This is a genomic window from Chryseobacterium sp. GTID13 (assembly GCF_056172655.1).
In genome coordinates this window covers 1-15,411 of sequence record NZ_JAOCMB010000004.1, presented here as the reverse complement: position 1 = coordinate 15,411, position 15,411 = coordinate 1, and the positions used below count along the sequence as shown (strand labels likewise).

Genomic DNA, 15,411 nt, shown 5'->3' with positions numbered 1-15,411 from the left:
AATAGTGGCAGCTAATGGGTAAATAGTATCGGACGAACGCTTTTAGCCTAACTTATGTTGTAATGAACAGTGTAGTGTTTATACCGGAGCTTGACTGAAAAAGACCTATTATTAACACTATCTATGCAGCAGAGTGCCTGAGGTTTTATTGTTCAAACAATCAATCTAAAAGTTGGATTATCCCTCTCGTAAATATTCTAAGATATTTTTGTATATACAATTTATTGCGACAAGTTTTGACGCTATGGCTTTGTAGCTTTGCTGTAGAAACGAAAAAGTAGTACTGCTTACATTTCTAAGAATTACACCGTAAAATACCCCTTTAAAATATGGGGTTTTTACCTATTGCGCCATTATAGATGATCATTCTATATTTGGCGCGTTAACCAACATACAAATGCCTATGAAAAAAACTTACTCAGGTGCACTTATCATGTGTACTATTTTTACAATGAATGCCCAGGAAGTACTTTGGCAGAAAGACATCAAATCCTCAACCCAGGATTTTTTAAACCAGGTTACTACAACTATAGACGGGCAATACTTAATCACTGGAAGCTCCATTCAATCCAGCCCTTCAACGCAATCAGTGACCTCAAAACAAAACAACGGATACGATTATCACTTGATAAAACTTGACCAGCAAGGGAAAGAGGTTTGGGAAAAATATTTCTCCGGGAATAACCACGATTATTTGTCAGCTTCTGTGGCTACCCAGGAAGGAGGGTTTTTGATTTCTGGCACCTCGTACTCTCGAAAAGGTTTGGATAAAAAGGAAGAATCAAAAGGAGGAAGCCAGATATGGCTTATCAGGTTGAATGAAAATGGTGATGAATTGTGGCAGAAATCTTTAGCGTCGAAATCTGATCAAGAAGCACGATCTGTTATCCAAAGTACAGATTTAGGATTTTTTGTTGCCGGAAATATCACCCTTCGACAGGCTCAGGGTTCATCCAAGGGTTACGGTTCCAAAGATGTTCTTATTGTAAAGCTTGATAAGGATGGAAAAGAACTATCTCAATCTGTTTTGGGCGGAAAAGGATTAGACGAAGTTGAAAAAATGATTCCCACTAAAGATGGCGGTGTATTGCTAGGGATATATTCAAGAAGTTCTATAGGAGGGTCAAAGAAAACCGAAAATTTTGGTGAAGGCGATTTTTGGGTAGTAAAAATCTCTAAGGATAACAAAGTAGAATGGGAAAAGGACTTTGGAGGAAAAGCCGATGATCATATAAGAACATTAGTTTTAACCTCTTCAGGTTATTTAATAGGTGGAGAATCCAGATCCGAAAGATCAGGAAACAAAACCGTAGGAATAGAAGAAGGAACGGATCTTTGGTTAATTTCCTTAAACGAAAGAGGAGAAGAGCTTTGGCAGAAATCCTACAATTTCGGAAACAGGGATATCCTGATGGGAACAAGCGTACTTCATTCAGCGGATGATAAATCTTCCAAAGGAATTCTTTTGGGTGGCTATACTCAGGCAGAAGGAAAGATACAGACTAATGATGAAACTTTCTGGATGCTTTACCTGGATCAGGATGGTAATGAAAAGTGGAGAAAGCATGTAAAAGGAGAATCCAGAAAAAGAGAAGAAAGATTATCTGATATAAAACTAAACAGAGACGGCTCAATCATTCTGGCCGGAACCAGCGCAGAAGAGCTTGGAAAAGAGAACTGGAAGATTGTAAAGCTGGGAGATAAACAGCTTGACCAGTTAATTGAAAAGCAGGATATTAAAATTTATCCTAACCCTGTTTCAGATTATGCTTATGTGGAAATAGGCTATGATTTTAAAGAAGCTGATATTATGCTTTATGATATGGCAGGAAGACAGCTTCAGAGTTTGAAAACTAAGAATAAAGTAACGAAGATTAATACCCAGAACTTGATTCAGGGGGCTTATCTGGTGACGATAAAAACGGATAATAATAAAACAGCAAGTGCTAAACTAATAAAGAAATAATAAACATCAAATGAGAAAAATATTAATACCGGCTGCTTTGCTGCTGATCAAGTTTTATGCAGGCACAGCAGTCCACAACCAATGCAACCCTGCCCAATATCATTCCACCTTCTCCTACAGCATATGCACTGGGAAATTATGGGAATGTGCCTGTAGGACTTTTTACAGGATCACCCAATATATCAGTTCCTTTATTTACCTATAAAACAGGAAATATTGATCTGCCTTTAAGTCTTTCCTACTCATCCAACGGGATCAAAGTAGATGAACTTTCTACCAATGTCGGTTTAGGATGGAATCTTAATTTTGGAGGAGTTATTACCAGAATGGTAAGAGACCGGGCAGATGAAGCATCAACCCATATCACAACACCTGAAACGGTTAGTGGAGCTTACACTAACCCTGTAACCAATCAATTTTTGTATACGGTAGGAAATGCCACCGATGCTGTAGATACAGAAGCTGACCTGTATTCTTTTAACTTTAATGGTTACTCCGGCAAGTTTTTCTATGATCAGGCTGGGCAGCCTCATATCGTAGATCAGCAAGCTATAAAGATCGAAAAAACAGGCCATGGGTGGTTTACACTAACTGTAGCCGATGGTGAAAAATATTATTTTACCGAAACTGAATCGTACTGTTTATACAAGTACAGGAGACGGACATTCCACACCATCCGGTGCTATTACCGCATGGTACCTTACCAAGATCGTCAAATCCAAACGGAGATGAAATTTATTTCAATTACGAAGCCAGCACACTTGCTGAATATACTTCCTCCCAATCCCAGACTTTAAGAATGTCAGTGGGGTTCCCTGGAACGCAACCTTTGTGCCAGGGTTCAGGATATTCCATGGCACCTTCTATCGGACCAATAGTCAGTAGTACCATGCAGGTCTCCGGAAAAAGAATTACTTCTATCAGTAGTAATAATACAGCTGACGGGTCTGTTACATTTGAATATGAAGCCAATAGTTCTGTCCTTGATGTGGATGGAAATGTAAAAGTAAAAACAATCCGTCTTCTTAGGCAGAAACGGGGAAATTATTGAAAGTACTGGGTTTGATTATCTCAATACCGTTAATAAAAGAAACTTTCTTACCGGGATCACCTTTAAAGATCCCCAGAAAAAATACAGCTTTGAATATGATAACCCGCAGGATTTTCCAGAAAGACTTTCCAAGTCACAGGATCATTGGGGCTATTATAACAAGGCGTTTAATGGCAATCTTGTTCCAAGGAATATTCCTGATTACGGGCTGTCAAAATATGGCCTATGGAGGGGCAGATAAAGAGCCTAATCCTCTTTATTCAAAGCTTGGAATGCTGAAGAAAGTAACGTATCCCACTAAGGGTTATACCGAGCTAGAGTACGAAGGAAATACTTATTGGGGAGAGAAAACAATTATGCCAGAGCTTTATACCCAATACCTCGATGTAGACACAGACAGCATAATACATAGATGACAGAACTGTTGAATATACTATTGTATCGCGTAATGGATCAGACCCATTACGATTAGGGCTGTATTATCAGCCAATTCAATCCCTGAATGCAACAGTTTTGCCGGCTCCGGCCATTATTCAGGATCATGTACAGGTTAATCGATGGTACTATTTATCATCTGACAAGAGATAGCAGGACCAAAAACATTTCCTTCAATGCAGTTGCAGGTAGTAATCTATACCAGTATAAGTACATGCTGATTTTATGTGCAGTAATATAATGCTACCAATATATCTTATTTCCAGACAGCTCCACAGACCTTTTTCACCAACCTTGATACCGGAGGAGTAAGGGTGAAATCTACAAAAGATGTAGATCCTGTTTCAAATGTGCCTGTCTATAAGAGATATTATTATGCCCATAAGGATGATATTAACCATTCTTCCGGCCTTAAGGGCAACAAAACCTATTATGCTGATATGGTTAAATGGCAGAACTGATTGTTATGGATCACCAGGTAGTGGTTCAAATGGCACGCTTGTAACGGTTTAGTAGAAAACTCAGATATTGTCCTTTCTTCAAGCAGCCTGATACCGCTGTATGATACTGGCACCATGAGCTGCCTTTATCCTGTTGTAACCATCAGTGAAGGTGGAGACCAACTTTGAGAACGGAGGTGAAATGAAAGAATTCATGGTTCACAGGGATGATCCAGGTTCCAATATATGGGGTCCCGGTGGAATAACCAGTGGTCCCGTGGACCAATAAAGGCTGGGATAATGGTACCGAGCTAAAATCTTTAATCTTCAGAAAAAATTCCGGTTCTTCCACTCTGGATATTATTCAGGAGAAAGAAAACATTTATGAAAAAAATGATGCAGCCACGTTTGAGCTTAAAAATTTTACTGGTAAAAAATTATTTGACCATCCGAACTGTGCAGACTCTCTTTCGCATCCATACATCGTGTACCGCAGTCAGATGTAGGTACTGCCTAATAACAAATGTACCGGATTAGCAGTAAGGACACTTCGGTTAATCTTGCCAGATCTTGGACAATCTCAATATCAATGAATATAGGACTGTTTCTTACTGGCATTATTTAAAATCTCAAAAGACGACAGATTATTTAGAAGGTATTCCGGTAAAGACTGAAACAGAATATTTCTATACTAACCCTGCCCATTATCAGCTAGGCCGCCAGAAGACTACCTTTTCTGATGGAAGAATTAATGAAACCGCCTACAGCTATGCTCATGAAAAAGGTAACCAGCTGATGATAGGACAAAATATGATCGGGATTCCTCTGGAAACTGTCACAAGCCAGACTATAGGCACTGCCACAAAAACATTATCAAAAGCAGAAACGGTTTATCCGGGTATCATTACCTACTTCCGAAACAGGAAACCTGATCCTGCCACAATTGGTAAAAGCATATGATATTCCTAACGGAACAGTCACCTCTGAGCTGAAATATGATAAATATGATACCAATGGAAATATCCTTCAGTACACAGAAAAGACAGGAACCCCTATTGCATTTGTATGGGGTTATAGTAGCACTCAGCCTATTGCCCAGATTGAAGGTATATCCTATGATCAGCTTGCAGGTTTAGGACTGATCGCATCCATTGTTACTGCTTCTGATAATGATGCTTCTGATCCAAATACGGAACCAGACCTGATCAATGCTCTTGATACCTTCAGAAATAACAGTGCCCTTAAAGGATACAGGATTACCACCTTTACTTATGACCTTCTGAAAGGAGTAACCAGTATTACCCCTCCATCCGGGATAAGAGAAGTTTATCTGTATGATACCTACGGAAGACTGAAAGAAGTAAGGGAAAATGATAAAACCGGAAATATCCTTAAAGAATTCAAATACAACTACAAACCATAAAAACACGTCTTATGAAAAAATACTTAATAACAAAAATACTACTGTATTGGCTTTGTAGCTCGTTAGGGATGTCTTATGCCCAGACAACAGATACAGAGAACTATGTACAGTCCATAAACTATCTTGACTCTACAAAAGTATCTGACCCATCTAAAAAGAAATCACAAACCGTACAGTATTTTGACGGGCTGGGCAGACTTAAGCAGACGGTTAATGTCAAAGCATCTCCGTTAGGAAGAGATTTGGTTACTCCTTTTATTTATGACAATATAGGAAGACAGGCAAGAGAATATTTTCCTGTTCCACAGAATTCATCTACAGGCGGAGCCATGTACCAACAAGCTTCTGGTGCAGTTTCTTATCCTGTAGCTGATCCCGGGAACATTTATGCAGGAGAAAAAATCTTCTCTGAAAAACAGTTTGAGAACTCCCCGCTAGACAGAATCCAGCAGTTGACCCAGCCAGGAACCGCATGGAGTACAAAACCTGTTCAGTATGGCTGAAGGGACCAACAGGCAGAATGACAACGTAAAGAAATACGAGACGGTTACTTCGTGGGATGCAACCAATAAAATATACATTTCTTCCGTGTCCCAATCTTCTTTTTTTACAGAAGGACAATTGTATAAAAATACAACAACAGATGAGGATGGAAATAAAACCATAGAATTTAAAAACGGCAGAGGGCAGACCATATTATCAAGGAAGGTTCTTGAGTCCATCTGAAAATGCAGATACCTACTATGTTTATAATGAATATGAACAGCTGGCATACATTATACCTCCCGCTGCTGCTATTGCCACACCGGGACACTACAGTGCTGGACAACCTTTGCTACCAGTACAGATATGACAGCCGTTACCGATCTGGCAGAAAAAAACTTCCGGGAAAAGGCTGGGATTTGATGGTTTATGATAAGCAGGACAGACTGATACTTACCCAGGATGCGGTATTAAGAACAACTATAAACAGTTTTGGAGCAAGAGGCTGGCTATTCACGAAGTACGATCAGTTCGACAGGATTGTTTATACAGGATTTTTTAGCAATACAGCCACAAGAATAGCGATCCAGACTGCTGTTAATAATATGACTGCCAATGCAGGGAATAATGAAACAAGAACTGAGACTTCTTTCACGCTGAACAACCTGGTTATCTATTATACCAAAAATGCATTTCCTACCGGAAGTATGACTATTCTTACGGTTAATTATTATGATAGCTATCCAACGAATATACAGGTTGAAATTCCAACGACAATATTGGGACAGAAGGTATTAGCCCAGCCGGGTCAGGGTAAATCGAAAAATACCTCCGGACTTCCTGTGGCATCCTACTTGAAAAATATAGAAGATGGTGCTTGGACCATGAATTTCAATTGGTACGATACTAAGGGCCGAATAATAGGAACTAATTCTATCAATCACCTGGCCGGATATACCAATACTAAAATAGAGTATGATTTTGCCGGTATGGTAAAGCAGAAGGTTACCGCTCATAAAAAATCGAGATATGACCAAGGTGAAGTCATAGTAAAGGAAAGATTCGTGTATGATGACCAGAACAGACTGAAGCAGCATTACCATCAGGTAGATGATAAACCTGAACAGCTTTTGGCTGAAAATACCTATGATGAGCTTTCGCAGCTTATCAACAAGAAAGTTGGCAGATAATTTACAGAGTATAGATTACGATTACAATATCAGGGGTGGCTTACTGCCATTAACAGAAACCAGATGGGTCTGCCTGATTTGGGAGGAAAATTGTTTGCTTTTAAAGCAAAATACAACAGCAAAGATGGTATAGAAAATCCTGACCCCGTTTTATTTTCAGGAAAAAATGTAATTCCAAGATACAATGGGAATATAGCTGAAATAGATTGGAGAAGTATAGAAACATTGGGAGCTTATCCTTCCCTTAATCCAAAGAGATACGGTTATGCTTATGACAAATTAGACAGGTTAACCGCAGGATATTATCAAAACCCCATTAACCCGAACAGCATAGAAAATACGGAATCATTATCCTATGATTTGAATGGAAATATCACTAGTCTGTACAGGACATCCGTAATGGAATACGGAAATACTACGCCGACGGTTATAGATGATCTTGTGTATACCAATGTTGGTAATCAGGCTATAAAAATTAAGGATAACAAGGCAAATAGTACAGGGTATGAAGGTGCAGCCGGCGGACCAATAGTTTATGACGCCAACGGGAATATTAAAATTATGCTGGATAAGCAAATTACGAATATCAGCTATAACCACCTGAATCTTCCAGATGTGGTGAACATTGGTTCTGACCAGATCACTACGCAGATCAGTACAAAATACCGTGCAGATGGCGTAAAGCTCAGAAAAGAATTTGTTAAAACTACAATAGGTTTTTCGGGAACCGAAACCACCACACAGGTGACAGATTATTTAGATGGATTTCAGTATTTTAAATCTACTTCCAGCAGTACAGGAGGGAATGGTGATCCGGGATCATCAGAATCCTTTTCAAGAGCAATGGAGCCACAAGCTTATTCACTGGATTTGTTTGACGCCATGGATTCATTTGCCAAAATACCCGACCTGCAATTTTTTCCTACGGCTGAGGGCTTTTATGATTATACAAAAAATCAATATATTTACAATTACTCAGATCATTTAGGAAATGTGAGGGTAAGTTTCGCCAGAAACAGCGCAGGTGCTCTGGAAATTGTTGACAGCAATGATTATTATCCTTTCGGGATGAATCACCTGAAAACAGGTAATGCTTATTTCGGGCCGGGCAGTTATAAAAATTACAAGTTCGGGAAAAAGGAATTACAGGAAACAGGTTTCTATGATTTTGGAAGCCGTATGTATATGAATGACGGGGTACGATGGATGAGCCCTGACCCGTTGAGTGAAGAATTTTCTGATTGGTCGCCTTACAGTTATACATTAAACAATCCTATACGATTTACAGATCCTGACGGAAATGCTGCTGTAGATGCTGTGGATGGCGAATGTTGCCAACATTTGAAAGGATTTGCCCTTACAATGATTGACAATGTAGCGGGGTCTAATTTGAGGAATAAGTACGGCTCCAATTCTCAATCCTATAGAAACGGGGTGAGTAACGGACATGGAGCCTCTTTAGTGTTGGGAGCCCTAATGGCGACGGATGGTATAGGAAGTATTGGAGGAGGAACAGGAGGATTGGCTTTATCTACTGCGGCTTCTTCTACTGGTGTAGGAGCTGTGGCAGGAGGACCAGGTGCAGCTGTTAGTAGTGGCTTAATTTTGAAGGGGACTATTGAAGTAGCGGGTGCTGCTGCTATTTTTAAGAACACTCATGATAATATGAAGAGTGATTCTGGAAATGAAAAGAAAACACCTAGTTTAAATAGTCAACGTCAGGGTGCTGTTAGGAAAGCTTGGAAAGATGAGAAAAAATTAGTTGAAAGTGGTAAAGATGGTACAAGAAGATGGACTTCAGCACAGTTAAAAGAGTTGAAAGAAAATGGTAAAGTAAAAGGAATGAAGGGACATCACATTAACAATGTTAAACATCATCCAGACAAAGCGGGAGACCCTAATAATATTGAATTTGTTACTCAAAAAGAGCATTTAGACAGACATAAAGGAAATTTTAAAAATGAAACTACGGGGCCATTAAAAAATCGTAAAATTGAATAAAAATGTACAAAGAAATAAATACACTTATTTATAAGTTTGAAAATTTAGGTATTGGAAACTCAAGCGATGGAGCTATGTTAATTGGTCACGTACCTTTTAAAGGCCCAGAGGCATGGCTAAACATTATATATCCAAAACTAAATAGTGAAGAAGTAACTTTATTGGAAAAAGAATTGGAAACTACAATTCCCGAAAGTTACAAGGAGTTTTTGATGAATTATAGTAATGGAGGAAATTTTTTATCATCTACCTTAAGTCTTGACGGATATCGAAGGCAGTTGAATCGTGATCCAAAAGCAAATTCAAGACAGCCATTTTCGATTCTCACACCAAACAAATATGAGAGACCAGAAAATGCTAAAGATAGTTATTTTTTTATTGGAGGATATCAGTGGGATGGTTCACTCTTATATATAGACAAGGATACTAATATAGTACATTGTGGTTCACCAGACGATGCTACTTCAAAGGTTCAATGGAATTCTTTTCAAGAAATGTTAGTCTCTGAATTAAGACGTTTATATCAGCTATTTGATAACAAAGGAAAAGAGATTAATGAGGATGTTTCAACACTTCCATATTAAAACAAACAGAATTAGCGTAACCCGTTTGCGCTAATTCCCATTTCTTTCAAATGAATAATATTTATAGATGTACAATAAAGAAATCAATGGGCTCATTTATAATTTCCAAAATTTAGGAATAGCAAATTCTAGTGATGGCGCTATCTTAATTGGCAAGGCACCTCACCTTGGTACTGAAGCTTGGATCAATGAAATTTTCCCAAAGCTGGAGAATATTGAAATCGGAAACCTTGAAGAACAACTAAAAACAGAAATACCTCAAGAATATAAGAAGTTTTTGAAAGAATTTAGTAATGGTCTGATGATTCTAACCGCAACTTTAAGTTTATACGGGCTAAGAAGACAACTAACTAGAAATCCTAAGGCAAATTCAAGACAGCCTTTTTCTCCAATTTCTGCCAATTTATATGAACGGCCCGATAATTCGAAAGATAGTTATTTTTTTATCGGCAGCTATCAATGGGACGGATCACGTCTGTACATCGATAAAGACACTAATATAGTGCACTGTTGTGAAAGGTATGATGCAACATCAAAAGTTCAATGGGCATCTTTTGAAGAAATGTTAGTTTCCGAATTAAAGCGTTTGTATACTTTCTTTGATGATGAAGGAAGAGAGATAGATGAGGATGCTTCTACACTGCCATATTAAATAGGACACATAATTAGCGGATTAATAACAATCCGCTAATTATACAATTTGAAAATTAATGAAAAATTTATCAGCTATAACAACAAGATTTGTTTTAGAAAATGACTCACCTATTGTATCCGTTTTCAAGGATGAAGAAGGAGATTGGCAATTTTTTAGCAAAGAAGAGAATATTACGGAAGAAGATGCAAGAGTTATCAGTCTCGAAGAAGTTTTGAAGATTGATCCAAGTCTTAAAGATATTTTGTTAATAAGTAATGGAAGTCATGCATGGCGAGAAACAGCAGGTGATGAGTGGAAAATTGAAAAATATGAAGAATAACATACATAAATAATCTATAATCAGCGTGTCGTTTGATGCGCTGATTATTTTTCAAAAAAACAAATGGACAATAAAAAAGATTTTTTCAAAAAAATTAAGAATAATATTGAAACACGGAAGGCTACAGAGGCGGTACAGGTATATTTATCATGATAAGAAGGTTTATTCTATTCCTTTTGTTGGAATGGAAGAAAATGATGCCGTTTTACTAGCCAATTCGTTTTCAGAATTTATATACAAATTTGAAAACGATGATATGGCAATAATTTAGAATATATAATTGATAATGAATAGAGCGCTGAATTTCGGCGCTTTATTTTTCTATCAAACAGTGAGTAGTAATTTCAGATATCAAAGAGTGATTAGCATGGAAAATATAATTGATAAAACTTAGGCGGAATTCACAAATATAGCCAGAGTGGAAACTCCGGCTGTTAAATAACCTATGAAAAACACCAAGATCAAAATTAAACATATATATAAATTTTGAAAAATATTTTTTATTTTCTTTTGTAGTTGCTTTTCAGCAGTTTCAGGATATCTGATTCTTTAAATAGTATTTTGCCTTCTATTTGAATATAAGGCAATAGCCGATCATCCCTGTACTGTTGAAGTGTGCGCTTGCTGATATGCAGTCGCGAGCAAACCTCTGGACCTGATAAAAAGATTTCACCATTGAATACCGGGCGGTAGTGTTCCCTGATAAATAAGAGTTCTTTTTTTATTTGGTTTAGCGTATCTAAGTATGCCTGCCCTTCATCGTTATTTTCTTTTAATTCTTTCATGCATTTTGGGTTTGGATTGGAGAAGTACTGCAACATCTTCGTATTTAAAATAATTCTTCCTGTTGATACAACTGGCAGCAAGTAAGCCACGGTCTTTATAAGATTGGAGGCTACGTTTACTTATATTAAGCAGGATACAGACTTCCTGCGCATCCAGCCATTTTACAGGTCTTCCAAGGTATTCATAAGGCCGAACCAGTTCTTTGGTTAATACTGATACCTCTGCCAGCGCTGTGGTGAAGGCAATAAATTGGACCTTTTCAAAAAACACTATTTCCATTGTTCACGGGTTTTGATAATCGTAAACTTATACTGGATTACAAGCCCTGGGTGGATAATTGCCAACAGTTGTATAATTTGGCTTAAATAAGCCTAAGAGTATATATAAAAAAGCTGTCTCATACACAGCATGAGCTGGCTATGGACAGCAGCCTGTGTGATCAGGCCTTACTTTGTTATGAACAGTCGCTGATCGTGCTGTTAATAGGGGTTGTCTGTATGGACAACCTTTATCGCGCTTTCAGCATTTTAGTTTAAATTTCAGATAGCAGCTGAATAACTTTTTTGCATCCTACAATTGGGCCGTTCTACTTGCAAGCCTTACAGGAGACAGAGATAGCACTCAATAGAAAATCAACATAAATGTTTTAATTTTTCTTAAGTGGCAGTTTCCAGAAATAAGCGGGATCGTGTGTAATTGTGTTGCCCTTCAAGTAATGGTTTTGCGTTTCATCAAATCCCGACGGCACAAGGGAGACGAATTGCAACTCTTTGTCCAGCGGCCGGTACCTGCTTTCGTTATTGAACCGGCTCTGGTTGGTACATTGTATCCAATAAAGGTTTTTGGCCATATAGTAGTCGAGGTACCAGTCTTTGGTTACTTGTGTTTCTTTGTTCAACTTCAGTGGACTGTTGTTTTTCAGGCGGTCTCTCACCTCTTCTATACTCAGGATACTGTCATGTTCGTCCATCACATAAATACCGTGGGACGCATCCATCCAAAGCCATTTATTCAGTGTTTCGGAATAAACACAATTGATAACATGACAGTCAGTATCCTTGTCATCTTTGGGCATACAAGTCACGTAGCGCGATTTAAAACCCAACGCCAGGTACATTTCATTAAGAGTCATAGCCTTATGGCGGCAATTAATACCCCTTCCGGTTGTCTTATGGTAGTTGTAAAAATCTATGGCATCAAACTCACATAGTGCCCAATTGGTGCCGTCGTAGGCGATTTCTCGGGTTACAAAGAGCATCACATTAATGAGTCTTGATACTTCGTCGCCATTACCTGAAATGGAATCAAGGTTGAAGTACCGTCGTATTTCTTTGAGGTTGGATTGATCTGCGGACTGGTAGTAAAATGCAGGCAATGAGTCTTTGTACTCGGTATGGTAGCTGCCTGACTGCTGAAGCAATAGCAGCTTGTCGTATTGTTTTAATTGCCCGAACAGTAATATGAATTTTTTCTCTTTGCGGATGTTGTCGAGATCAGTATCCTTTTTGACATGCTGGTATTCGGTATAACCAAAATTGATCGCGTTTTCAAAACTAGCAATTGCCAGCTTTTTCTGCCCCAGTAATGATTGTACACAGGCGAGGTTATAAAAAGAATTTGCTTTTATCATTCTGATATTGGACTCGACTTTCTTCTGTTCCGTCGGCGATAGTTGTAATTTATCCAAATTCGAAATTACTTCTTTCAGCACCCATTCAGCTTTTTGGTATTCTTTAGCCGTGTAATGGGTATTATACTGCGTTGAGAGATCGGAAAGTTTTGCCAGGAACGTATTCCAGTTGGCTGAATTGGTTTGTGCAAGTGAGCAGAGTGCAAAGAGAAGTGCCGCAACAAAAGTGATCAAGGATTTCATGTTCAATTTAGTTTTAGTAGAAAAAGGAGTTGGTTACAGCACTCTATGCTCTTCAGGTCACAAGGTTTTATGTATGCGTAGTTATACTGTTCCGTAATTATGATTATGTAAAGATAGAGAGGGCGGCTCAAAAGGACACCTCTTTTTTGTGGTTGTTCACAGATATAGATAAAAATAAACTGCTGAGTCTTGTAGTTGTTGTTGCGTTGTCGTTTAATAATGCATGGGTAAATCAGACGTCATCTTTAAAATATACAATCAGCAGCAGACCATGCTACCGCCTGCGGACCTGAAAGAGTTGGTAGAAAAGACACACGCGGTATGGATCATCAATATTATAATCGATCATTTGAATATTGATGGTATTTAGCAGCCAGTATAAAGGTCGCGGTACCACCAGTTACAATAATCCGCGTATGCTGCTCAGGGCGCTGGTATATGTCTATATCTGTAACGAGTACAGTAGCCTTAGAATAGAACATTATTGAGGCGGGGAATTGTCCAGCCGATATAGAAGCTGTTTTTGATACTAGCAAACACAACAAAGGCGTTAGAGCGTTATGATCAGAGGAATGGAAAAAGTATTGACAGAAACAGGGCTCCAACTAGCAACATAAAAACCTGAAAACGACCGACTCGCTCCTGCGAAAATGAAAAAACCGCCTCAAATACTTTGAGACGGCCTCTTGTTGGGCAGTGAGGTTTGTTAAGCGCTTTGGTAAAATTGCGTCATGCCCTTTATTTTATCAGCCGCCTTCTCCATGTCTTTACCTATTTTTTCATTGATGATTTTAGCATAGATCTGAGTAGTGGAAAGTATTTTATGTCCCATCATTTTGCCTAAAGTTTCCAGTGGAACACCTTCGGTAAGTAAGAGGGTAGCAAATGTATGACGGGCGCTGTGAAAAGTAAAATACCGGTTCTTTAAGGATTCTATTTCACCGAATAACTTTCTCAGGTTCTTGTTGCATGACGTATTACAGGACATAGGAAAGATCCGGTCATCTTTTGAGACGCCCTCATATTTTTCAATGATCAGTTTGGGTATATCGAGCAAGGGTACATTGGAAGTAGTCACCGTTTTTTTCCTACGGGTGATTATCCAGCTTTTACCATCAAAGAAATCCTGGATGTTACTTTTGGTCAGCCGTTTAATATCTATATAGCATAACCCTGTAAAACAACTGAAAAGAAAAAGGTCTTTTACCAGTTCCAGCCTTTCATTGGATGGCTGGTGAGCTATTAGTTGTTCTACCTCCTTTTTAAGTAGGTATCCCCGGTTTGTTTCTTTACAGCTGTTTTCATATTCATCGAAAGGATTATGATTGAGCAGCTTGCGTTTGATCGCCAGCTTGGTGACTGTAGTCAGCCCTATCATATACACCCAAATGCTGTTGTGTTTTAAACCAACATCACCCCTGAGGTAGAAATCAAAGTCCTGGATGAACTCTGGTGTCATATCACTAAATGGAATATCTTCTTTTTTGTGTTTAGTGGCAATATAGTCTTGCAAATGTTTAAGCAGCGTGCCATATTTATCATAAGTAGAAGCCGACCGGGTTCCATTGTCCACCATTTTTTTAAAGTTCTTGTTGAACTGTGTAAAAAATGCAACGATAGAGGGGTCGTTGATGTTATTGCCCAGCACTATATTTTTTAGCTCTTCAGCTTTTACCCTGCCTTGCTTACCAAGTAAAGCAGTATAACATTCTTCAGTACGCAGCCGTACTTGTCCGAGCTTCTGATTAAGGGTCAGTGCTTCTTTACTTTTACCGCTTACCCTTCCATACTTTAAGTCCCAGTTTTCGGGGCTTATGTCAAGCTTCGTACTAAATTGAGCGATTTCTCCATTGATGGTAATTCTGGCCATAACAGTTACCATCCCGTTTTTCTTAGGAGCATTTTTTTGAGATAAAATAGCAGCTTAAAAGTGCTTCTTTTTGTTGTTTCCATAACTCTAGGATTTTAATGTTTTAAGTTATAATCTGTTGAGTTACAGTTGTGTATGAAAGGTAGCGCAGATGAGTGCTGTATTACTAAAGCGGTTTTAGCTTAAATTCAAAACAGGTAATGATTTAGTAACCTATCTTTTGCACAGTAGCTTCATTCTAATGCATTGTCCTGCATGAAAGCTTAAAGAACAATTTTAATAAAACCCAGCTACCGTAGCCACTTTGCTCCATTTTTCCTCCTTTTTCTTTTTTG

Annotated in this window: 19 protein-coding genes and 1 pseudogene; 16 read left to right on the top strand and 4 right to left on the bottom strand. The window is 38.4% G+C overall.

What is annotated here, in order from left to right:
• The first annotated feature begins 403 nt into the window (after nt 1-403).
• From N4G44_RS05725 to N4G44_RS05655, 15 genes are all read left to right on the top strand, one after another.
• A complete protein-coding gene (locus N4G44_RS05725) occupies nt 404-1,966 on the top strand; it encodes a T9SS type A sorting domain-containing protein (RefSeq protein ID WP_474925129.1) in 1,563 nt (520 codons plus the stop codon).
• A gap of 56 nt (nt 1,967-2,022) precedes the next feature.
• A complete protein-coding gene (locus N4G44_RS05720; protein ID WP_474925127.1) occupies nt 2,023-2,763 on the top strand; it encodes a hypothetical protein in 741 nt (246 codons plus the stop codon).
• Nucleotides 2,764-2,765: 2 nt separating this feature from the next.
• Nucleotides 2,766-3,017 carry a hypothetical protein gene (locus N4G44_RS05715; RefSeq protein WP_474925125.1) on the top strand — a complete coding sequence of 84 codons (252 nt, stop codon included), beginning with the start codon at nt 2,766-2,768 and terminating at the stop codon, nt 3,015-3,017.
• Nucleotides 3,014-3,433, top strand: a complete 420-nt coding sequence (locus N4G44_RS05710) for a hypothetical protein (RefSeq protein ID WP_474925123.1) — start codon at nt 3,014-3,016, stop codon at nt 3,431-3,433. The genes N4G44_RS05715 and N4G44_RS05710 overlap by 4 nt, the downstream gene beginning before the upstream one ends.
• 333 nt (nt 3,434-3,766) lie before the next feature.
• A complete protein-coding gene (locus N4G44_RS05705) occupies nt 3,767-3,913 on the top strand; it encodes a hypothetical protein (RefSeq protein WP_474925122.1) in 147 nt (48 codons plus the stop codon).
• 248 nt (nt 3,914-4,161) lie between these two features.
• Nucleotides 4,162-4,398, top strand: coding sequence for a hypothetical protein (locus tag N4G44_RS05700; protein WP_474925121.1), 237 nt, complete (start codon nt 4,162-4,164; stop codon nt 4,396-4,398).
• Between the two features lie 64 nt (nt 4,399-4,462).
• Nucleotides 4,463-4,852, top strand: coding sequence for a hypothetical protein (locus tag N4G44_RS05695; RefSeq protein WP_474925119.1), 390 nt, complete (start codon nt 4,463-4,465; stop codon nt 4,850-4,852).
• Entirely contained in the window at nt 4,836-5,315 is a 480-nt protein-coding gene (locus N4G44_RS05690; RefSeq protein ID WP_474925117.1) for a hypothetical protein, read from the top strand. The genes N4G44_RS05695 and N4G44_RS05690 overlap by 17 nt, the downstream gene beginning before the upstream one ends.
• 11 nt (nt 5,316-5,326) lie before the next feature.
• Nucleotides 5,327-5,818, top strand: a complete 492-nt coding sequence (locus tag N4G44_RS05685; protein WP_474925115.1) for a DUF6443 domain-containing protein — start codon at nt 5,327-5,329, stop codon at nt 5,816-5,818.
• Nucleotides 5,811-6,041, top strand: a complete 231-nt coding sequence (locus N4G44_RS05680) for a hypothetical protein (protein WP_474925114.1) — start codon at nt 5,811-5,813, stop codon at nt 6,039-6,041. The genes N4G44_RS05685 and N4G44_RS05680 overlap by 8 nt, the downstream gene beginning before the upstream one ends.
• 2 nt (nt 6,042-6,043) lie before the next feature.
• A complete protein-coding gene (locus tag N4G44_RS05675; protein ID WP_474925110.1) occupies nt 6,044-6,988 on the top strand; it encodes a hypothetical protein in 945 nt (314 codons plus the stop codon).
• Between the two features lie 63 nt (nt 6,989-7,051).
• Nucleotides 7,052-8,989 (top strand): RHS repeat-associated core domain-containing protein, encoded by a 1,938-nt coding sequence (locus tag N4G44_RS05670; protein WP_474925109.1) that lies wholly within the window; start codon nt 7,052-7,054, stop codon nt 8,987-8,989.
• A 2-nt stretch (nt 8,990-8,991) separates the two neighbouring features.
• Entirely contained in the window at nt 8,992-9,573 is a 582-nt protein-coding gene (locus N4G44_RS05665) for an SMI1/KNR4 family protein (protein ID WP_474925108.1), read from the top strand.
• 67 nt (nt 9,574-9,640) lie between these two features.
• Entirely contained in the window at nt 9,641-10,225 is a 585-nt protein-coding gene (locus N4G44_RS05660) for an SMI1/KNR4 family protein (protein WP_474925103.1), read from the top strand.
• A gap of 58 nt (nt 10,226-10,283) precedes the next feature.
• The gene (locus N4G44_RS05655) at nt 10,284-10,547 is read left to right on the top strand and encodes a hypothetical protein (RefSeq protein ID WP_474925102.1); all 264 of its coding nucleotides are present in this window, start codon (nt 10,284-10,286) and stop codon (nt 10,545-10,547) included.
• A gap of 500 nt (nt 10,548-11,047) precedes the next feature.
• On the opposite strand, the gene N4G44_RS05650 is transcribed toward N4G44_RS05655, so the two are convergent.
• The 3 genes from N4G44_RS05650 to N4G44_RS05640 all read right to left on the bottom strand — a co-directional run bounded on the left by N4G44_RS05650 (nt 11,048) and on the right by N4G44_RS05640 (nt 13,206).
• The gene (locus tag N4G44_RS05650; protein ID WP_474925099.1) at nt 11,048-11,332 is read right to left on the bottom strand and encodes a helix-turn-helix domain-containing protein; all 285 of its coding nucleotides are present in this window, start codon (nt 11,330-11,332) and stop codon (nt 11,048-11,050) included.
• A complete protein-coding gene (locus N4G44_RS05645; protein WP_474925097.1) occupies nt 11,310-11,612 on the bottom strand; it encodes a helix-turn-helix domain-containing protein in 303 nt (100 codons plus the stop codon). The genes N4G44_RS05650 and N4G44_RS05645 overlap by 23 nt, the downstream gene beginning before the upstream one ends.
• Before the next feature lie 367 nt (nt 11,613-11,979).
• Entirely contained in the window at nt 11,980-13,206 is a 1,227-nt protein-coding gene (locus N4G44_RS05640; protein ID WP_474925094.1) for a TPR end-of-group domain-containing protein, read from the bottom strand.
• Nucleotides 13,207-13,429: 223 nt separating this feature from the next.
• On the opposite strand from N4G44_RS05640, the gene N4G44_RS05635 reads away from it, so the two are divergent.
• A complete protein-coding gene (locus N4G44_RS05635) occupies nt 13,430-13,576 on the top strand; it encodes a hypothetical protein (RefSeq protein WP_474925091.1) in 147 nt (48 codons plus the stop codon).
• 336 nt (nt 13,577-13,912) lie between these two features.
• On the opposite strand, the pseudogene N4G44_RS05630 reads toward N4G44_RS05635, so the two are convergent.
• Nucleotides 13,913-15,159 (bottom strand): annotated as a pseudogene (locus N4G44_RS05630) (site-specific integrase).
• Nucleotides 15,160-15,411 lie beyond the last annotated feature (252 nt).

Bases quoted from the DNA above. Each gene is read 5' to 3' on its own strand.
- N4G44_RS05665 (WP_474925108.1), top strand. From the start codon at position 8,992: ATGTACAAAGAAATAAATACACTTATTTATAAGTTTGAAAATTTAGGT.
- N4G44_RS05645 (WP_474925097.1), bottom strand. From the start codon at position 11,612: ATGGAAATAGTGTTTTTTGAAAAGGTCCAATTTATTGCCTTCACCACA.
- N4G44_RS05720 (WP_474925127.1), top strand. From the start codon at position 2,023: ATGCAGGCACAGCAGTCCACAACCAATGCAACCCTGCCCAATATCATT.
- N4G44_RS05655 (WP_474925102.1), top strand. From the start codon at position 10,284: ATGAAAAATTTATCAGCTATAACAACAAGATTTGTTTTAGAAAATGAC.
- N4G44_RS05635 (WP_474925091.1), top strand. From the start codon at position 13,430: ATGGGTAAATCAGACGTCATCTTTAAAATATACAATCAGCAGCAGACC.
- N4G44_RS05680 (WP_474925114.1), top strand. From the start codon at position 5,811: ATGGCTGAAGGGACCAACAGGCAGAATGACAACGTAAAGAAATACGAG.
- N4G44_RS05660 (WP_474925103.1), top strand. From the start codon at position 9,641: ATGTACAATAAAGAAATCAATGGGCTCATTTATAATTTCCAAAATTTA.
- N4G44_RS05675 (WP_474925110.1), top strand. From the start codon at position 6,044: ATGCAGATACCTACTATGTTTATAATGAATATGAACAGCTGGCATACA.
- N4G44_RS05640 (WP_474925094.1), bottom strand. From the start codon at position 13,206: ATGAAATCCTTGATCACTTTTGTTGCGGCACTTCTCTTTGCACTCTGC.
- N4G44_RS05670 (WP_474925109.1), top strand. From the start codon at position 7,052: ATGGGTCTGCCTGATTTGGGAGGAAAATTGTTTGCTTTTAAAGCAAAA.
- N4G44_RS05715 (WP_474925125.1), top strand. From the start codon at position 2,766: ATGTCAGTGGGGTTCCCTGGAACGCAACCTTTGTGCCAGGGTTCAGGA.
- N4G44_RS05650 (WP_474925099.1), bottom strand. From the start codon at position 11,332: ATGAAAGAATTAAAAGAAAATAACGATGAAGGGCAGGCATACTTAGAT.
- N4G44_RS05725 (WP_474925129.1), top strand. From the start codon at position 404: ATGAAAAAAACTTACTCAGGTGCACTTATCATGTGTACTATTTTTACA.
- N4G44_RS05685 (WP_474925115.1), top strand. From the start codon at position 5,327: ATGAAAAAATACTTAATAACAAAAATACTACTGTATTGGCTTTGTAGC.